Source organism: Pseudomonas sp. NS1(2017), from assembly GCF_002269425.1.
Taxonomy (GTDB): Bacteria; Pseudomonadota; Gammaproteobacteria; order Pseudomonadales; family Pseudomonadaceae; genus Aquipseudomonas; species Aquipseudomonas reactans.
The window spans coordinates 5,352,572-5,369,199 of sequence record NZ_CP022960.1 but is presented as its reverse complement, the minus strand read 5'-3'; the positions used below and the strand labels follow the sequence as shown (position 1 = coordinate 5,369,199).

Annotated in this window: 18 protein-coding genes and 1 pseudogene; 13 read left to right on the top strand and 6 right to left on the bottom strand. The window is 61.6% G+C overall.

Features of this window, described 5'->3' with window-relative positions:
- Window positions 1-81 precede the first annotated feature (81 nt).
- From CI807_RS25035 to CI807_RS25015, 5 genes are read left to right on the top strand one after another with little or no spacing between them, the layout of a single operon-like run.
- Window positions 82-1,176 (top strand): fatty acid desaturase family protein, encoded by a 1,095-nt coding sequence (locus tag CI807_RS25035; protein WP_095016669.1) that lies wholly within the window; start codon window positions 82-84, stop codon window positions 1,174-1,176.
- A 28-nt stretch (window positions 1,177-1,204) separates the two neighbouring features.
- Window positions 1,205-1,525, top strand: a complete 321-nt coding sequence (locus tag CI807_RS25030) for a MocE family 2Fe-2S type ferredoxin (RefSeq protein ID WP_028619741.1) — start codon at window positions 1,205-1,207, stop codon at window positions 1,523-1,525.
- Window positions 1,526-1,527: 2 nt separating this feature from the next.
- Window positions 1,528-2,727 (top strand): NAD(P)/FAD-dependent oxidoreductase, encoded by a 1,200-nt coding sequence (locus tag CI807_RS25025; RefSeq protein ID WP_095016668.1) that lies wholly within the window; start codon window positions 1,528-1,530, stop codon window positions 2,725-2,727.
- Between the two features lies 1 nt (window position 2,728).
- Window positions 2,729-3,547, top strand: coding sequence for a sugar phosphate isomerase/epimerase (locus tag CI807_RS25020; RefSeq protein WP_095016667.1), 819 nt, complete (start codon window positions 2,729-2,731; stop codon window positions 3,545-3,547).
- Window positions 3,548-3,597: 50 nt separating this feature from the next.
- Window positions 3,598-4,554: a Dyp-type peroxidase gene (locus CI807_RS25015; protein ID WP_095016666.1), complete on the top strand. Its 957-nt coding sequence runs from the start codon at window positions 3,598-3,600 to the stop codon at window positions 4,552-4,554.
- Between the two features lie 90 nt (window positions 4,555-4,644).
- Here CI807_RS25015 and CI807_RS25010 read toward each other — a convergent pair whose 3' ends face one another.
- On the bottom strand, window positions 4,645-5,514 hold the full coding sequence (locus CI807_RS25010; RefSeq protein WP_095016665.1) for an undecaprenyl-diphosphate phosphatase: 870 nt from the start codon (window positions 5,512-5,514) through the stop codon (window positions 4,645-4,647).
- A 179-nt stretch (window positions 5,515-5,693) separates the two neighbouring features.
- On the opposite strand from CI807_RS25010, the gene CI807_RS25005 reads away from it, so the two are divergent.
- Entirely contained in the window at window positions 5,694-6,200 is a 507-nt protein-coding gene (locus tag CI807_RS25005) for a GNAT family N-acetyltransferase (protein ID WP_095016664.1), read from the top strand.
- Here CI807_RS25005 and CI807_RS25000 read toward each other — a convergent pair.
- A complete protein-coding gene (locus CI807_RS25000; RefSeq protein ID WP_016980127.1) occupies window positions 6,178-7,122 on the bottom strand; it encodes a GlxA family transcriptional regulator in 945 nt (314 codons plus the stop codon). The genes CI807_RS25005 and CI807_RS25000 overlap by 23 nt on opposite strands.
- A gap of 159 nt (window positions 7,123-7,281) precedes the next feature.
- Here CI807_RS25000 and CI807_RS24995 point away from each other — a divergent pair, with 159 nt between their 5' ends.
- The 5 genes from CI807_RS24995 (at window position 7,282) to CI807_RS24975 (ending at window position 10,450) form a co-directional block, all read left to right on the top strand.
- Entirely contained in the window at window positions 7,282-7,911 is a 630-nt protein-coding gene (locus CI807_RS24995; protein ID WP_095016663.1) for a TetR/AcrR family transcriptional regulator, read from the top strand.
- Complete coding sequence (locus CI807_RS24990; RefSeq protein WP_016980125.1) at window positions 7,908-8,585, top strand: type 1 glutamine amidotransferase domain-containing protein; 678 nt, start codon at window positions 7,908-7,910, stop codon at window positions 8,583-8,585. The genes CI807_RS24995 and CI807_RS24990 overlap by 4 nt, the downstream gene beginning before the upstream one ends.
- 79 nt (window positions 8,586-8,664) lie before the next feature.
- A complete protein-coding gene (locus CI807_RS24985) occupies window positions 8,665-9,792 on the top strand; it encodes an alkene reductase (RefSeq protein ID WP_095016662.1) in 1,128 nt (375 codons plus the stop codon).
- A 104-nt stretch (window positions 9,793-9,896) separates the two neighbouring features.
- On the top strand, window positions 9,897-10,169 hold the full coding sequence (locus CI807_RS24980; RefSeq protein ID WP_095016661.1) for a CopG family ribbon-helix-helix protein: 273 nt from the start codon (window positions 9,897-9,899) through the stop codon (window positions 10,167-10,169).
- The gene (locus CI807_RS24975; RefSeq protein WP_095016660.1) at window positions 10,157-10,450 is read left to right on the top strand and encodes a type II toxin-antitoxin system RelE/ParE family toxin; all 294 of its coding nucleotides are present in this window, start codon (window positions 10,157-10,159) and stop codon (window positions 10,448-10,450) included. Before CI807_RS24980 ends, CI807_RS24975 begins: the two co-directional genes overlap by 13 nt.
- A gap of 4 nt (window positions 10,451-10,454) precedes the next feature.
- Here the strand turns inward: CI807_RS24975 and CI807_RS24970 are convergent, their stop codons facing one another.
- Window positions 10,455-11,441: an NAD(P)H-quinone oxidoreductase gene (locus CI807_RS24970; RefSeq protein ID WP_095016659.1), complete on the bottom strand. Its 987-nt coding sequence runs from the start codon at window positions 11,439-11,441 to the stop codon at window positions 10,455-10,457.
- Between the two features lie 111 nt (window positions 11,442-11,552).
- On the bottom strand, window positions 11,553-12,371 hold the full coding sequence (locus CI807_RS24965) for an alpha/beta fold hydrolase (protein ID WP_095016658.1): 819 nt from the start codon (window positions 12,369-12,371) through the stop codon (window positions 11,553-11,555).
- A 147-nt stretch (window positions 12,372-12,518) separates the two neighbouring features.
- Here CI807_RS24965 and CI807_RS24960 point away from each other — a divergent pair, with 147 nt between their 5' ends.
- Window positions 12,519-13,589, top strand: coding sequence for an NAD(P)-dependent alcohol dehydrogenase (locus CI807_RS24960; RefSeq protein WP_095016657.1), 1,071 nt, complete (start codon window positions 12,519-12,521; stop codon window positions 13,587-13,589).
- A gap of 131 nt (window positions 13,590-13,720) precedes the next feature.
- On the opposite strand, the pseudogene CI807_RS31920 reads toward CI807_RS24960, so the two are convergent.
- A pseudogene (locus tag CI807_RS31920) lies at window positions 13,721-13,816 on the bottom strand (hypothetical protein); the annotation flags it as partial.
- Window positions 13,817-13,830: 14 nt separating this feature from the next.
- On the bottom strand, window positions 13,831-15,207 hold the full coding sequence (locus CI807_RS24950; protein ID WP_095016656.1) for a PLP-dependent aminotransferase family protein: 1,377 nt from the start codon (window positions 15,205-15,207) through the stop codon (window positions 13,831-13,833).
- 133 nt (window positions 15,208-15,340) lie between these two features.
- Between CI807_RS24950 and CI807_RS24945 the strand changes: the two genes are divergently transcribed.
- A complete protein-coding gene (locus CI807_RS24945; protein WP_095016655.1) occupies window positions 15,341-16,627 on the top strand; it encodes a hydroxymethylglutaryl-CoA reductase, degradative in 1,287 nt (428 codons plus the stop codon).
- The last annotated feature ends 1 nt before the right edge of the window (window position 16,628 follow it).

The window sequence follows — 16,628 nt, the reverse complement described above, 5'->3', positions numbered from 1 at the left end:
GGCATTGAGGGTGAAAGATTGGTTCTCTAAGGTGGGTTTCACACAGCACCTGAAACCACCCGCTTGCGGAGAACAATAACAATGCCTGAACACACCGCTCACACCGCCCGGCGCGATTACAGCCTCACCGGCCCCGAAGCCGCCCGCGCGGCTGAAAGGGGCCTGGTCTCGGCCAGTTGGTACCAGTCGCCCATCTCGCGCAAACGCATGAAAGAACTGATGCAGCGCCGCGACGGCCCGGCCTTGCTCGACACGGCCATCTGGGTGATCGCGCTGTTTGCCACCGGTTTTGGTGGCTACTGGTTCTGGGGCACTTGGGCCTGTGTGCCGTTTTTCCTCGCCTATGGCGTGCTCTACGGCACTGCATCCAATCCGCGTTGGCACGAAACAGGTCATGGCACCGCGTTCAAGACCCGCTGGATGAACGACGGGCTGTATCAGGTCGCCAGCTTCATGTGCATTTTTGAACCCCACGTGTGGCGCTGGAGCCATGCCCGTCACCACACCGACACCATCGTGGTCGGCCGCGACCCGGAGATCGTCGAGCCGCGCCCGCCAAGCTTTTTGATGATGTTCTTGAGCCTGTTCAACCTGCCCCTGGCCTGGAAAACCTTCAGCGGTGTGGCGCGGCATGCCATTGGCAAGATTAGCGCCCAGGAAGCCGACTTCATCCCCGAATCCGAATGGCCCAAGGTGTTTCGCGCAGCTCGGATCTGGGTCGGCATTTATGCCCTGGTGATTGGCACCGCGTTGTACCTGCACAGCTGGCTGCCGCTGATGCTGATTGGTCTGCCGAGCCTCTATGGTGCCTGGCTCGGCTATATCTTCGGCCTTACCCAGCACGTCGGCCTGGCCGAAGACGTGCTGGACCACCGCAGCAACTGCCGCACCATCTACATGAACCGCGTGCTGCGCTTTATCTACATGGACATGAACTACCACCTCGAACACCACATGTACCCGATGGTGCCGTACCACGCCCTCGCGCAACTGCACGAAGAGATTCGAAGTGATTGCCCGCCGCCGTACGCCAACCTGTTCGAGGCGTACAAAGAAATCCTGCCGACGATCTGGAGGCAGCGCAGCGATTCGACCTACTTCATCCAGCGCCCGATCCACAAAAAAGCCGATCCGGCTGCCCATGCCCCGGTGCATGCAGAAACGGCTGCTGGCTGAATCCCCCCCTAGAACAAGAGAAAACACCATGAACGATCAATGGATCGACGTCTGCGCCGTGGGCGAAATCGACGAAGAAGACGTGCTGCGCTTCGACCACGGCCCGCACACCTACGCGCTGTACCGCTCGGCCGAGAATGAATTCTTCGCCACCGCCGGCCTGTGCACCCACGAGAAAATCCACCTGGCCGACGGCTTGGTGATGGACCACGTGATCGAGTGTCCCAAGCACAACGGACGCTTCGATTATCGTACGGGCAAGGCCCTCGGCGCGCCGGTGTGCGTCAACCTCAAGACCTACCCGGTGCGGGTCGAAGCGGGGCGGGTGTTGCTCGCTGTCACGGCCTGATGATGAACGCTCCGTTGATTATCGTCGGGGCCGGTCATGCCGGTGGCCGGGCGGCGCTGACCCTGCGCGAAGAAGGTTATACCGGCCGCCTGATCCTGATTGGTGATGAAGTGCACTTGCCCTATGAGCGGCCGCCGTTGTCCAAAGGCCTGTTGCAAGGCACGGCGGATCTGGCCGGATACAGCCTATGCGACAGTGCGCGACTGGCCGGACTGGGTATCGAACACATCGCCGGTAACCCGGTGACTCATCTGGAACCGCAGCAACATCGCCTGCAACTCGCCGACGGACAATGGTTGCCTTACGCCGGTCTGCTATTGGCCACCGGCGGCCGGGCGCGGCGATTGCCCCAGGCGCAGGCCAATGTGCTTTACCTGCGTACCCATGATGAAGCGCTGGCGTTGCGCAGCGCCTTACGCCCCGGCACACGGCTGGTGGTGGTGGGCGGTGGTTTTATCGGCCTGGAAGTGGCGGCGACCGCACGTGGCCTGGGCTGTGAGGTGACGGTGCTGGAAGCCGGGCCGCGCCTGGCGGGGCGTGTGCTGCCAGCGGTTATCTCCCAGGCGTTGCTGGATCTGCATCGCGAGCACGGTGTGCAGGTGCGTTTGAATGTGGCGCTGGAATCCATCCAGGCGGATGCCGTGCTGTTGGTGGACGGGCAGCGATTGCCCTGCGACCTGATTGTGGTCGGCATCGGCATGCAACCCAATCTCGAACTGGCGGCAGCAGCAGGGCTGGAGGTGGGGCAGGGCATTCGTGTCGATGCGTACCTGCGCACCAGCGCGCCGAACATCTATGCCGCCGGCGATGTGTGCGAGTTTCGCCTCGACGGTCTCTATCAGCGCCAGGAAACCTGGCGCAATGCCGAAGCCCAGGGACGGCATGCGGCGCTGAATCTGCTGGGGCGCGAAGTGCCGTTCGAGGCGCTGCCCGGTTTCTGGTCCGATCAGTACGACTGGGGCTTGCAGACCGTGGGCGTAATCACCCCGACAGTGGTCAGCCGCCCATTACCGAGCGGCGGCCTGTTGCTGTTCTACCTCGATAGCGATCAGCACTTGCAAGGCGCCTGTGGTTGGGCGCCGGGCAACAGCGTGGCCAAGGACATCAAGCTCTGCGAGCGCCTGATCAGCGCGCGGATTGCGCTCGATACCGCCAGCCTGGCCAACCCCGAGCTGTCCCTCAAACTCTTGCTGCGAGGCTGATATGCGCCAATTCCTGGTGTTCCAATCCCTGTGGGCCATGCAGACCGAACCCGGCTGCCTCGACACCCATCTCGACCGCATCCAGGCCGCCGGTTTTGACGGCATTACCGATCATTACTGGCAACCTGCCGACGTCGCACGTTTGCACGCGGCGGCTAGCTCAAGAGGCTTGCAGATCGAGGGCCAATTGTTCCCGCAATCGGTGGATGACCTGGCCGCTGCGCTGGAGGTGATCAGCCGCTATGGCTGCCACCACCTCACCCTGCAAGCCGACGTACGCCCGCGCACCCAAGCCGAGGCGGCCCGGTTGATCGAAGGCTGGCAACGCCTGGCTGAGCAGGTGGATTTTCCGGTGTTGCTGGAAACCCACCGTTATCGCCTCACCAACGACCTGCTGTTCACCCTCGACCTGCTGGCGCAGATGCCGGACTTGAAGCTGCTGGCCGACCTGTCCCACTACGTGGTCGGGCGTGAACTGCCCGAACCGGGCACGCCTGAAGACGACGAACAGATCCGTACGATTTTGCGCCACAGCTGGGGGTTCCACGGCCGTGTCGCCAGCAGCGAGCAGGTGCAAGTCTCCATGGCTTTTCCCCAACACCAAGCCTGGGTACAGCGTTTTACCCAGTGGTGGCGCTACGGGATCGAAGACTGGCTGGCCCGGCCCGACACGCCGCAGAGCCTGTCTTTCACCTGTGAACTGGGCCCGCCGCCCTATGCGATTACCGACGCGGACGGGCGTGAGATCAGTAATCGCTGGGCCGAAGCGCTGAAGATGCAGGCGCTGATTCGCGACGTGTGGGAGAGCTGTCAGGCATGATCTGCTAATCTGCGCGGGTTCAATCTTGCCCTTTAGCCTGGACTTTCACCATGACGCCATCTTCTGTTCAGCCGCCCCTTGAGCCGCAGTCCGTCTGCCATCCCATCACCAGCAGCGCGATTTTCATGGTTGCCACCGTTGCCCCCGGCAGTGAAGACACGGTGCGGGGCTGGTGTGCTGACATCGCCGGCTTGGTGCGTTCGGTGGGCAAGCGCGTGCCGGCGGGCAATCTGACCTGCGTCTGCGGGTTTGGCTCGCACGCGTGGGACCGGCTGTTCGGCGCACCGCGCCCGGCGGCGCTGCATCCGTTTCGTGAATTCGGCGTGGAAGGGCGCAAAGCCGTGTCTACACCGGGGGATATCCTGCTGCATATCCGCGCCGAACAGATGGACCTGTGCTTCGAACTGGCCACCCACGTGATGGCGGCCCTGGGCGACAGCGTCAAGGTGGTGGATGAGGTCCAGGGTTTCCGCTATTTCGACATGCGCAGCATCATCGGCTTTGTCGACGGCACCGAGAACCCGGTGGGGCGCAAGGCCGAAGGGTTCACCATTGTCGGTGATGAGGACAGCGAATTTCGCGGCGGCAGTTACGTGCTGGTGCAGAAGTACCTGCATAACATGACAGCCTGGAACGGCCTGACGGTGGAGGCCCAGGAGAAGGTGATCGGGCGGACCAAGCTGTCGGATATCGAATTGGACGAAGAGACCAAGCCGAGCAATTCCCACAGTGCGCTGACAGTCATCACCGACAAGAACGGGGATGAAGTGAAGATCCTGCGCGACAACATGCCTTTCGGCCGCCCCGGTGCCGGTGAGTTCGGCACCTACTTTATCGGCTATGCACGTTCGCCGGAGCCTCTGGAATTGATGCTGGAAAACATGTTCGTCGGCCGTCCGGTCGGCAACTATGACCGCCTGCTGGATTTCAGCACGGCGGTCACCGGCGGCCTGTTTTTCGTGCCTTCGGCCGATCTGTTGGAAGAACTGGCCGAGCGCAAACTGTAGGAGCGAGCTTGCTCGCGAAGGTCGTCAACGATAACGCGGGCTTGCGGGTTTGCTGCGGCGCCTGTGCGTTCTCCGCGAGCAAGCTCGCTCCTACAGTAAGCCGGTGCTGACGGCTACGATCAGGAACCCCCCCAGCAACGCGCGATAGATCACGAACGGCCAGGTGGAGAACCGCTCCAGGAACTTCATCAGGCCCCAGATCGCAAAAAACGCCGAGAGGCTCGCCACCACCAGGCCGAACAGCAAATGCGGCCAGGCATGGGCGGGCATGTCGGCGTGCAGCAGCACCCACAGTTCCTTCAAGCCGGCGAGGGCGATGGCGGGCAAGCCGAGCAGGAAGGAGAACCGTGCGGCTTCCTCACGCTTGAAGTTGAGGAACAGCGCGGCGGTCAACGTGGAACCGGAACGCGAAACCCCTGGAATCAGCGCACCAATCTGCGCAACGCCCACGATCAACGCATCCCGCAGGCGCATCTCGCTCACCTCGCGGGTGTGGCGCGCGCGCACTTCGGCCACCGCCAGCAGCACGGCCATGACCACGCAGGAAATACCGATCACCATCAACCCGCGCAACGGCGAGTTGCAGGCGTTCAGGGTTGAAGACAGCGCCAGGCCGGCGATGCCGATGGGGAGGGTCGCCAGCACAATCGCCACCGCCAGCTTGAACCAGCGATCGTTGTAGTCACCTCTGCGCACGGCGTCGATGCTGCCGGTGGTCACCTGGCGCACATCTCGCCAGAAGTAACTGACCACTGCCGCCAGCGCCGCCAACTGCATCGCCGCGGAGAATGCTGAACCGGGGTCCTGCCAGCCGAGCAGGGCGGGTACTACGCGCATATGGGCGGTGGACGACACCGGCAGCAGCTCGGTAATGCCCTGGATCACGCCCAGGATGAAGATCTGCAGGTAGTCCAGGGAGGCAAAACCCACGTCCAGGCCGGCGGTACAGGCGTTTGTCAAAATACGTGTCCTTGAAAGAGAGCGGCAATTTCGCGGAGTCTATTCGAAATGTTTCAGGGTTTCGGTCGAGGCAACACCTATTTGCAATCGGTTCAGCAAGTAGAAAGGTTGGCCGCTCTCTTGGCCTGCCCACCGGTTTTGTGAACAATGGCGCCCTGTGTTTTTTCACCGAGAGTCTCATGCCCGAAGTCACCGTCGAATTGATCCAGACCGGCCCGGAGCACGCCGAGCTGATCCGCAATCTTTACCAGTACTACGCCTATGAATCCTCTGACTGGGAACAGGAAGATGTCGAGGCCGATGGCCGTTTCTACATCCATGACGAACACCTGGTCCGCTACTGGCAGGACCCGCAATGGAGCGCCAACCTGCTGTTGGTGGACGGCTATATCGCGGGGTTCCTGTTGATCGAAGGCAGCGAGCTGCCGGGCATTGAGGCCCTGGAGCTGGCTGACTTGTTCGTCCTCAAACGCTATCGCCGCAAAGGCATCGGCCGCGCCATTGCCAGCCAGGTGCTGTGCAGCGGCGAGGCCGATTGGCTGGTGCGCTTCTATGATCAGGATGAAGTGTCCCAAGCGTTCTGGCGCACGGTGCTGGATAACCTGCCGCGTCCGGTGCAAACGATTGAGCTGGAGGATGACCCGCAGTTGGTGAGTTACCTGATTACGCGGGCGGCGCTGCATTAAACGCCTGCTGCATCACCTGCGGCGGCTGCCCGAACGCCCTTAAAAATGCCTGGCGCATGCGCTCGCGATCACCAAACCCGGTTTCGCGGGCGACCACCTCGACCGGGTGGCGACTGGTTTCCATCATCGCCCGTGCCGCTTCTACCCGCAGCGACTCGATGGCTTTGGCCGGTGTTTGTCCGGTCTCTTCCCGGAATACCCGACTGAACTGGCGCGGGCTGAGGCGGGCGACATCGGCCAGGGCGTCTACCGACAAGTCGTGGGTCAGGTTCTCGCGGGCATAGGCCAGGGCCAGTTGCACGCGGTCCGACTTGGGGTCCAGTTCCAACAGCGCCGACAACTGCGACTGTTCACTGCCCCGGCGTTGGGCGATCACCAGTTTTCGTGCAATGCGCCGTGCCAGATCGCTGCCCAGGTCGTTTTCCACCATCGCCAGTGCCAGGTCCACCCCGGCACTCATGCCGGCGCCGGTCCACACCTGGCCGTCCACCACGAACAGCTTGTCTTCTTCCAAATGAATGTGCGGATAGCGCTTGCGAAAGGCCGGCGCGTGAATCCAGTGGGTGGTGGTGCGCTTGCCTTCCAGCAAGCCTGCTTCGGCCAGCACGAAGATGCCCATGCACAACGAGGCGACGCGCCGCGACTGGGCGGAGGCGGCCTTGACCAGTTCCAGCAGGTTGGCCTCCGGCAGGCGGAACTCCAGGTAGCCGCTGACGATGAGCGTGTCGTAGCCCTCCGGCCGAATCGGCGTGGTGTTCACCGAAAAGCCCTGGGACGTCATCACCGCGCCGCCGCTCTCCGACACCAAGTGAAACTCATAAGCCGGTTCGCCACGCAGCAGGTTCGCGCACTCGAACACCGAGCCCAGGCTGAGGCTCAGGGACTGGAAGTTCGGGTAAACCATCAGCGCAACGCTGTGCATCGCATGTCTCCGGGAGGGGGGAGCAGGGATTGTCGGCGGCTGCCGGGAAAACGGCAACCGACTTTGGCGGATGTCCGAAATCCTTGCGGATCTGACATTGTGCGGGTTTGGCCAGGCTCCTAACATTCCCTCAACGAACTAGACGACTGGTCTAATCCGATGAACAACGAAACTAAAACGGTACGCCAGAGCATTCTTGATACGGCGCAATTGATTGTTGGCCGCAAAGGATTTTCTGCGGTGGGCCTGAACGAAATACTGCAAACCGCCGACGTACCCAAAGGTTCGTTTTATCACTACTTCACCTCCAAAGATGCGTTTGGCGTTGTATTGCTCGACCACTACTTCGACAACTATGTGCACGGTATGCAGAAACTGTTCGAGCAGCCAGGTTTAACCCAGCACGCCAAGTTGATGGCTTATTGGCAATGCTGGATCGACAACCAGACCGGCTGCACCGACGCGGGCAAATGCCTTGCCGTCAAACTCGGTGCGGAGGTGTCAGACCTTTCAGAGCCGATGCGCCTGGCCCTGCAACGTGGCACTGCACGCACCATCGGGTTGCTGGCTGAGGCCTTGCAGCAGGGCGTCGAAGACGGCTCGTTAGCGATTACGCAACACCCGGACAGCCTGGCCCAGCGCCTGTATGCGTTGTGGTTGGGGACCAGCGTCATGAGCAAGATCACCCGTACTACGGCGCCTTTTGATGAGGCGTTGGGGTTGACCCGGCAGTTGTTGGGTCAGCCGGAAGAAACTGACATTCACACCTATCGAGGCACTGGAAAATGAAAGTATTAATGGTACTGACCTCTCACGACCAGCTTGGCGATACCGGGCGCAAGACCGGCTTCTGGCTCGAAGAGTTTGCCGCACCCTACTACGCGTTCAAGGACGCCGGCGCCGAGATCGTCCTGGCTTCACCGGCCGGCGGCCAGCCGCCGCTGGACCCGGTGAGTGACCAACCGGATTTCCAGACCGAACAGACTCAGCGCTTTGCCGCCGATCCTGCCGCCCAGCAAGCCCTGGCGACCACGGTGAAACTGGACTCGGTCAACGCCGACGATTTCGACACCGTGTTCTACCCAGGCGGCCACGGCCCGTTGTGGGACCTGGCCGAATCGCCGGTGTCGATCGCGCTGATCGAGTCCTTCGAGCGTGCTGGTAAGCCCATCGGCTTTGTCTGCCACGCACCGGGCGCGCTGCGTCACGTCAAGGCGGTCAATGGTGAACCGTTGGTCAAGGGGCGTCGCGTCACCGGGTTCTCCAACTCGGAAGAGGCGGCGGTGGAGCTGACCGATGTGGTGCCGTTTCTGGTGGAAGATGAATTCAAGAAGCTGGGCGGCCTTTATGAGAAAGGCGCTGACTGGCAGTCCTTTGTCATTACTGACGGCTTGTTGGTTACCGGGCAAAATCCTGGCAGTTCCAGTGATGTCGCTAAAGCCCTGCTGAAACTCACCGCTTAATTAATTAGACCGCTTGGTTCATTGGCGACTTTTATAAGTCGCCAATGCTTTAGCACGCCCAGAATTTGGAAATGATTAGATGACTGACAATGTTTTAAGTACCCCAATAAAGCTGGGTCACCATACGCTGAGCAACCGTATTGTCTTGCCGCCATTGACGCGCCAGCGCAGCGCCCAACCGGGTGATATCGCCACCGACTTGATGGCTGAGTATTACCGCCAGCGGGCCAGTGCCGGTTTCATGGTCAGCGAAGGCACGCAGATAGAGCCACGTGGCCAGGGCTACGCCTGGACACCGGGCATCTACACCCCGTCGCAGATCGACGGTTGGCGCAAGGTCACCGACGCAGTGCATGCCGAGGGCGGGGTGATCTTTGCCCAGTTGTGGCATGTCGGTCGCGTGTCGCATAACGCCTTGCAGCCAGAAGGGGCGGTGCCAGTCGCACCGTCGGCCCTCCAGGCCCTGCAAGCCAAAGCCTTTATCGAAACGGCGCCGGGCGAGGGTGAGTTGAAACAGCCGCCTGTGCCACGTGCGTTGGCGACACAGGAGGTTAAAGAACTGGTCGGGCACTACGCCCAGGCTGCACGCAATGCGCTGGATGCGGGGTTTGATGGGGTGGAAATCCATTCGGCCAATGGCTACCTGGTAAACCAGTTCATCTCGGCTCATGCCAATCAACGTGACGATGAGTACGGTGGTTCGTTGGAAAACCGTCTGCGTTTTCTGAGCGAGATCGTCGAAGCGGTGAGCGCCGTGGTCGGGCCGGAACGCCTGGGCGTGCGCTTCTCGCCGTTGTTCAGTGGCACCGATCAGGACCGCGTGTACATCGGCCTTGTGGAAGACGACCCGCACCACACCTACATCGAAGCCATCAAGGTGCTGGAAGCGTCGGGCATCGCCTACGTCTCCATCGCCGAAGCCGACTGGGACAACGCCCCCGACCTGCCTGAAACCTTCCGTCGTGCAGTGCGCGAGACGTTCAGCGGGCGGATCATCTACGCCGGCCGCTACACCGCTGAACGCGGTGCGCGGTGGGTAGAGGCGGGGCTGGCGGACTTGATCGCGTTCGGGCGGCCGTTCATCGCCAACCCGGATCTGCCGCAGCGGCTGTTCAACGGGTGGCCGTTGAATCCGCTGCGTGCTGACGGGTTGTATGGCGGGACGGAAGCGGGGTATGTCGATTACCCAATCTATTCGCAAGCTTGAAGTGAATGCGCTTCGTCAGAAATCAATAGTCGAAATAGACAGACCAGGCAGTGCGCGCTAACGTATCTAAAGGTAATACCTTTGAATATCGAAGAGGGCGCATCATGGCAACGTCCATAAAAATCGATGATGACTTGAAGCATCGTATCCAACAACTGGCCGGTGCGCGGCAGCGCACCGCTCATTGGATCATGCGGGAAGCGCTCGCCCAGTATGTCGAAAGAGAGGAGGCCCGTGAGAGTTTCAAGCAGGAAGCACTGGCATCTTGGAAGGCGTATCAAGAAACAGGCTTGCACCTGACCGGCTCCGAAACCCAAGGTTGGCTTGACAGTTGGGGGACCGAACACGCGTCCGAGCCGCCCAAATGCCACGACTGATTATTACCGAAACAGCCGTAGCAGGATTGGAGCGGTGCCGTCGCTTTTTGAGCGAAAAAGAACCCCAGGTCGCACAACGGGCTGCTCAAACGATAAAGAACCAGTTGATGCGCCTGGAGACGGACCCTAACGTTGGCCGACCTTTCGACGAGTTACCTGAGTTGCGTGAACTGGTCATAGCCTTTGGAGGCGCCGGGTATGTTGCGCTCTATCGCTTTGTCCCATCTGAGTCGGCGGTTTATGTATTGGCCTTCCGACATCAGCGAGAGGTGGGCTACTGACGCATCACTTCACCCGCAACACAATCTTGCCAATATGATCCCCACCTTCCATCCGCGCATGCGCCTGATCGGCTTGGGTGTAATCGAACACCTGGTCGATCATCGGCAGGCAGCGCCCAGCTGACAGCACTGGCCATACGTGCTGGCGCAGTTGGTCGGCGATTGCGGCTTTTTCGTCCTTGGTCCGTGCGCGCAGCAGCGAACCGGTGACGATTGCGCGTTTGCCGAGGATGGTCAGCAAGTCCACTTCATTGGCCTTGGCGCCGCCGAGGAACCCCAGCATCACCAGGCGACCGTCCATCGCCAGCGCTTTGAGGTTGTTGTTGAGGTAGGAGGCTCCCATGATGTCGAGGATCACATTCACGCCTTGATCACCGATCACCTGGGCGAAATCCTGTTCGCGATAGTTGATCGCTTCTGCGCCCAGGGCACGAATGGCTGCACATTTTTCTTCGCTGCCGGCGGTGGCAAATGCCTGGATGCCGAACTCGCGGCACAGCATCAATGCGGTCGTGCCGATACCACTGGTGCCGCCGTGGATCAGCACACGCTGGCCGTTGTGGGCGCCGCCGATGCCGAACAGGTTGGCCCATACGGTAAAGAAGGTTTCCGGGATGGCCGCCGCTTGAATCCAGTCCATGCCTGCGGGAACCGGCAACGCCTGGCTGGCGGGCACTGCGCAGTATTGGGCGTAACCACCGCCATTGGTGAGCGCACACACCTTGTCACCGACGGCGTACTCGGTCACGCCATCGCCCAGGGCCACCACTTCACCCGCCACTTCCAGGCCGGGGATTGGGCTCATGCCGGGTTTCATCGGGTACTTGCCGGCGCGCTGCAAGGCGTCCGGGCGGTTGACGCCGGCGGCGTGCACGTGGATCAGGATTTCACCGGCTGCCGGGGAGGGCACCGGCGCCTGGCGCGGCTTGAGCACTTCCGGGCCGCCAGGGGTGGTGATTTCAATCAAGGTCATGTCGGTAGGCAGGGGCATTTTGCGGGTCCTGTTGCGGTGAGCGTATGAAGTGGGACCACCTTACCTGGCTGTTGATTCAATCGGAACCCGGCCCTACCAGCGCATACGCGCCAGTAGGGGGAGGACGTTTCAGCGGTTCAGAAACGCCAGCAAGTCTTCGTTCAACTGCTGGGTATGGGTGGCAGCAAACCCGTGTGGCGCGTCCTTGTACACCTTCAACTCGGCACCTTTGATCAGCTCGGCCGCGACTTTACCGGTGGTTTCGAACGGCACGATCTGATCGCCATCGCCGTGGATCACCAGGGTCGGCACGTCGATCTTGGCCATGTCCGGGCGGAAGTCGGTTTCGGAGAACGCGGTGACGCAGTCCACGGTCGCCTTGAGGGACGCCTGCAAGGCGATCTGCAACGTTTGGGTCTGTACGCCTGCGGAGACGACCTGGCCTTTGTTGAGGCCATAGAATGGCGTGTTGAAATCGCTGATGAATTGCGCGCGGTCCTTCAGCAACTCGGCCTTGAAGCCGGCGAACACGTCGAGGGGTACACCCTGCGGGTAATCGGCTTGCTGGCCGAAAATCGGTGTCACCGCGCCGAGCAACACCAGGCCGGCCACGCGCGCGCTTCCATGGCGTGCGATGTAGCGCGCCACGTCGCCGCCACCCATGGAGAAGCCCACCAGGGTCACGTCCTTGAGGTCCAGGTGCTCGATCAACTGGGCGATATCGTCGGCGAAGGTGTCGTAGTCGTTGCCGGTCCACGGCTGGTCCGACCGGCCGAAACCACGGCGGTCGAATGCGATAGTGCGAAAGCCGCGGCTGCTCAGGTATTCCATCTGGTATTCCCACATATCGGCATCCAGCGGCCAGCCATGGCTGAATAACACGGGTTTACCGCTGCCCCAGTCCTTGAAGTAGATCTGGGTACCGTCTTTGGCAACGAATGTGCTCATGGAAAACTCCTGGGAGGGTGGGAAGAGAATGCTAGCTCACTATTGCGCTAAACCGGACGAAGGGCTTGTACGCCTGTGCTCGGTTGAACGGTTGAGCGTCTATGCTGGTCGATTGACTTCCAACGTCAGATCACACAGGTGAACGAAATGGCCAAGACTTACAGTTACGCCGCCCAGAACGCCAAGGATTCCCTCAAGCCCTACACCTTCGAGCGCCGTGCGCCGGGGGCGGATGATGTGCAGATCGACATTCTCTACTGCGGGGTCTGCCACTCCGACTTGCACACCGTGCGCAACGAATGGAACAACACCCTTTATCCTTCCGTGCCCGGCCATGAAATTGTCGGTCGCGTGACTGCAGTGGGGGGCAACGTCAAGACGTTCAAGGTCGGTGACCTGGCCGGCGTCGGTTGCATGGTCGACAGTTGCCAGCACTGCGCGTCCTGCGCCGAGGGCGAGGAACAATACTGCGAGAACGGCTTTACCGGCACCTACAACGGCCCGGTATTCGGCGGTGAGAACACCTTCGGCGGCTACTCCGACAGCATCGTGGTCAAGGAGAAGTTCGTGCTGCGCATTTCCCACGACGCGTCCAACCTGGCCGCCGTGGCGCCGTTGCTGTGCGCGGGCATTACCACCTATTCGCCGTTGCATCACTGGAAGGTCGGCCCCGGCAAGAAGGTCGGCGTGGTGGGCCTGGGCGGCCTGGGCCATATGGCGGTGAAGATCGCCCATGCCATGGGCGCCCATGTGACGCTGTTCACCACCTCACCCAACAAGCGTGAAGACGGCCTGCGCCTGGGCGCCGATCAAGTGGTGGTATCCAAGAATGCTGACGAAATGGCCAAGGTCGCCAACAGCCTGGACTTCATCCTCAACACCGTTGCGGCACCGCACAATCTCGATGCGTTCCTCAACCTGCTCAAGCGTGACGGCACCATGACCCTGGTCGGCGCGCCCGACAGCCCGCACCCGTCGCCGACGGTATTCAACCTGATCTTCAAGCGCCGCAGCCTGGCCGGCTCGCTGATTGGCGGGATCCAGGAAACCCAGGACATGCTCGACTTTTGCGCCAAGCACGGGATTGTCTCGGACATCGAAATGATCGATATCCAGGGCATCAACGAGGCCTATGAGCGGATGCTCAAGGGCGATGTGAAGTACCGGTTTGTGATCGATATGGACAGCCTGAAAAAGGAAAGCCACGCCGCGGCGTGACGTTTGCTTGTCCGTAGGAGCGAGCTTGCTCGCGAAGAACGTCAACGGTAACGCGGCTATTCAGGATAAACGCGGTGCCCTTGAGTTTTTCGCGAGCAAGCTCGCTCCTACAGGTGGGTCAGGCTTCAGGCCTAGAGGTGTTCGTACAGAATTGTCGCGCCCACCAGCATCAACACCACGCCCCCAACCATCTCCGCACGCTTGCCCATCACCGTGCCCAGCACCCTTCTGTCAAAAGGGCTTATCGCAGCTCGCGGATGATCCGGCAAAAGACCGGGTCATCCAGGTACGCCACGTTCAGGCGGGTCCAGGGCGAGGTATCTTTGGGCTGGGTCGAGAAGATCGAGCCGGGCGCGAGCATCACGCCCTGTGCCAGGCAATGCCGGGTGAGCACGTTCGCATCCTCGATATTCGGGAAGCGTGCCCACAGGTACAGGCTCTGCTCCGGGCGGCAAAATACCTCGGCGCCGAGGTCGTCGAGCAGGTCGAGGCCGCGTGCAGTGGCGTGGCGCAGGCGGTCTTGCAGGCGCGACAGGTGCCGTAAAAACTGCCCTTCGCCGAGGATCACGTCGATAGTGCGCTCGCTGTATTCGGCGCCGCTGTTGTGCAGGATCATCTTGATGTCCGCCAGTTCTTCCACGCGTTGTTTGCTGCCGGCGATAAACCCCACACGCAACGCTGCCGACACCGATTTGGAAAAACTGCCGACGTACAGCGTGCGGTTGAGCTGGTCGAGGGCGGACAACTTGATCGCGGAGCTGGGCTTGAAGTCGGCCATTGCATCGTTTTCCACCAGAAGCAGGTCGTAGGTCTCGGCGATCCGCAGCAGTTGGTGCGCCTTGGCCGGGGACAGGTCCGAGCCGGTGGGGTTGTGGCCGATGGACTGCAGGAAGAACAGGCGCGGGCGATGAGCCTTGATCAACTGCTCCAGCACCTGCAGGTTCGGCCCGTCGGGCTCGCGGGGCACACCAAACATGCGCGCGCCTTGCAATTGCAGCTTGCCGAACAGCGGGTAGTAACCGGGGTCTTCCACCAGGACCGGGTCGCCGGGGTTGAGGTAACGACGGATGATCAGGTCCATCGCGTGGTTGGCGCCCAGGGTGGTCACCAGTTGGCGCGGTGAGACGGGCAGCGCGTAGTCCGCCAGTTTTTGCACCAGCCGTGTGCGCAGTCCGGCATTACCCAGGCGTGTGCCATAGCGAAACAACGTGGTCACGCCGGCCCGCACGACCTGGCGGTGGAACTTGTCCAGGCGCATGTCCATCAGCCATTCCACTGGCGGAAAGCCTTCACCCAGATGCGAGTGGCCAGGGTCGCGCACGAACTGCTGGCGCATCATCCAGATGGTGTCCAGGGCCCGGTTGTAGGGTTGGCTGTCTTCCTCTTCGCTGGTGTGGGCCACGCGCTTGATCACGAAAAAGCCCTGGCCGTGGCGCGCCTCCACCAGCCCCTCGGCGGCCAGGTGTTCATAGGCGGTGATCACCGTGTTCTTCGAATGCCCATGCAGGCGCATGTATTCGCGCAGAGACGGCAGCTTCTCGCCGGCCTTGAGGGCGCCGTCGGTGATTTGCTGGGCGATGGCGCTGGCCACCTGTTGCGCGAGGGTCGTGCGCGACATGCTGCAATTCCTTGTGGATGCTTCTGATGGGTACAGTGTCTGAACTGTCCGGCAAAACTGTACCTTCTTTCAAGGCTACAGATGGGGCAATTTGACGGCATCCAATAACAAATGACTCCATGAGGAGCCCTGCATGTCGATCGATTCCCGCTTGCCCAATTTCCGCAGCCTCACCCCCAGTCAGCGCCTTGAGCACCTGCAACCCTTGCTCGGCCTGAGCAACGAAGACCTGGCGTTGCTGCGCGATGCCGGTGCGCTGCCGCTGGAAATCGCCGACGGTATGATCGAGAACGTCATCGGCAAATTCGAGTTGCCGTACGCCGTCGCCAGCAACTTCCGTATCAACGGTCGCGACGTGGTGATCCCGCTGGTGGTAGAGGAGCCGTCGGTGGTCGCCGCCGCATCGTTCATGGCCAAGTTGACCCGCCCGGCCGGTGGTTTCCAGACCTCCAGCAGCGCGCCGTTGATGCGTGCGCAGGTGCAGATCATCGGCATACCCGACCCGTTTAATGCGCGCTTGAGCCTGCTGCGCAACAAAGACGAAATCATCGCCCTGGCCAATAGCAAGGACCAGCTACTGAACACGCTGGGCGGGGGTTGCCGGGACATCGAAGTGCACACCTTCGCCGACAGTCCACGCGGGCCGATGCTGGTGGCACACCTGATCGTCGACGTGCGCGACGCCATGGGCGCCAACACCGTCAACACCATGGCCGAGGCCGTGGCGCCGCTGATGGAGCGCCTTACCGGCGGCAAAGTGCGCCTGCGCATCCTGTCCAACCTGGCCGACCTGCGCCTGTGTCGCGCGCAGTTGCGCATCGCCCCGGAACACTTGGCCACCGCCGAATACAGCGGTGAAGAGGTGATCGAAGGCGTGATCGATGCCTACACCTTTGCTGCCATCGACCCGTATCGCGCCGCCACCCACAACAAGGGCATCATGAATGGCATCGACCCTTTGGTGGTTGCCACCGGCAATGACTGGCGCGCGGTGGAAGCCGGTGCGCATGCCTACGCCTGCCGCAGCGGTCACTACGGTTCGCTGACCACCTGGGAGAAAGACAGCCAGGGCCACCTGGTCGGTACCCTGGAAATGCCCATGCCCCTGGGCCTGGTCGGCGGCGCCACCAAGACTCATCCGCTGGCGCAACTGTCGCTGCGTATTCTAGGGGTGAAAACTGCCCAGGAACTCGGTGAAATCGCCGTCGCCGTCGGCCTGGCACAGAACTTGGGTGCCTTGCGGGCCCTGGCCACCGAAGGTATCCAGCGTGGGCATATGGCGCTGCATGCACGCAACGTGGCGCTGTCCGCTGGGGCCAAGGGCGACGAAGTGCAGTGGCTGGTCGAGCGCATGGTCGCGACCCACGACGTGCGTGCCGACAGTGCCCGCGCGCTGCTGCTCGACAAGCGCGGGCAGTGAG

Bases quoted from the DNA above. Each gene is read 5' to 3' on its own strand.
- CI807_RS25005 (WP_095016664.1), top strand. From the start codon at position 5,694: ATGCCCGAAGTCACCGTCGAATTGATCCAGACCGGCCCGGAGCACGCC.
- CI807_RS24990 (WP_016980125.1), top strand. From the start codon at position 7,908: ATGAAAGTATTAATGGTACTGACCTCTCACGACCAGCTTGGCGATACC.
- CI807_RS25000 (WP_016980127.1), bottom strand. From the start codon at position 7,122: ATGCACAGCGTTGCGCTGATGGTTTACCCGAACTTCCAGTCCCTGAGC.
- CI807_RS25025 (WP_095016668.1), top strand. From the start codon at position 1,528: ATGAACGCTCCGTTGATTATCGTCGGGGCCGGTCATGCCGGTGGCCGG.
- CI807_RS24965 (WP_095016658.1), bottom strand. From the start codon at position 12,371: ATGAGCACATTCGTTGCCAAAGACGGTACCCAGATCTACTTCAAGGAC.
- CI807_RS25020 (WP_095016667.1), top strand. From the start codon at position 2,729: ATGCGCCAATTCCTGGTGTTCCAATCCCTGTGGGCCATGCAGACCGAA.
- CI807_RS24975 (WP_095016660.1), top strand. From the start codon at position 10,157: ATGCCACGACTGATTATTACCGAAACAGCCGTAGCAGGATTGGAGCGG.
- CI807_RS24995 (WP_095016663.1), top strand. From the start codon at position 7,282: ATGAACAACGAAACTAAAACGGTACGCCAGAGCATTCTTGATACGGCG.
- CI807_RS24985 (WP_095016662.1), top strand. From the start codon at position 8,665: ATGACTGACAATGTTTTAAGTACCCCAATAAAGCTGGGTCACCATACG.
- CI807_RS24960 (WP_095016657.1), top strand. From the start codon at position 12,519: ATGGCCAAGACTTACAGTTACGCCGCCCAGAACGCCAAGGATTCCCTC.
- CI807_RS24945 (WP_095016655.1), top strand. From the start codon at position 15,341: ATGTCGATCGATTCCCGCTTGCCCAATTTCCGCAGCCTCACCCCCAGT.
- CI807_RS25035 (WP_095016669.1), top strand. From the start codon at position 82: ATGCCTGAACACACCGCTCACACCGCCCGGCGCGATTACAGCCTCACC.
- CI807_RS24950 (WP_095016656.1), bottom strand. From the start codon at position 15,207: ATGTCGCGCACGACCCTCGCGCAACAGGTGGCCAGCGCCATCGCCCAG.
- CI807_RS24970 (WP_095016659.1), bottom strand. From the start codon at position 11,441: ATGCCCCTGCCTACCGACATGACCTTGATTGAAATCACCACCCCTGGC.
- CI807_RS25030 (WP_028619741.1), top strand. From the start codon at position 1,205: ATGAACGATCAATGGATCGACGTCTGCGCCGTGGGCGAAATCGACGAA.
- CI807_RS25015 (WP_095016666.1), top strand. From the start codon at position 3,598: ATGACGCCATCTTCTGTTCAGCCGCCCCTTGAGCCGCAGTCCGTCTGC.
- CI807_RS24980 (WP_095016661.1), top strand. From the start codon at position 9,897: ATGGCAACGTCCATAAAAATCGATGATGACTTGAAGCATCGTATCCAA.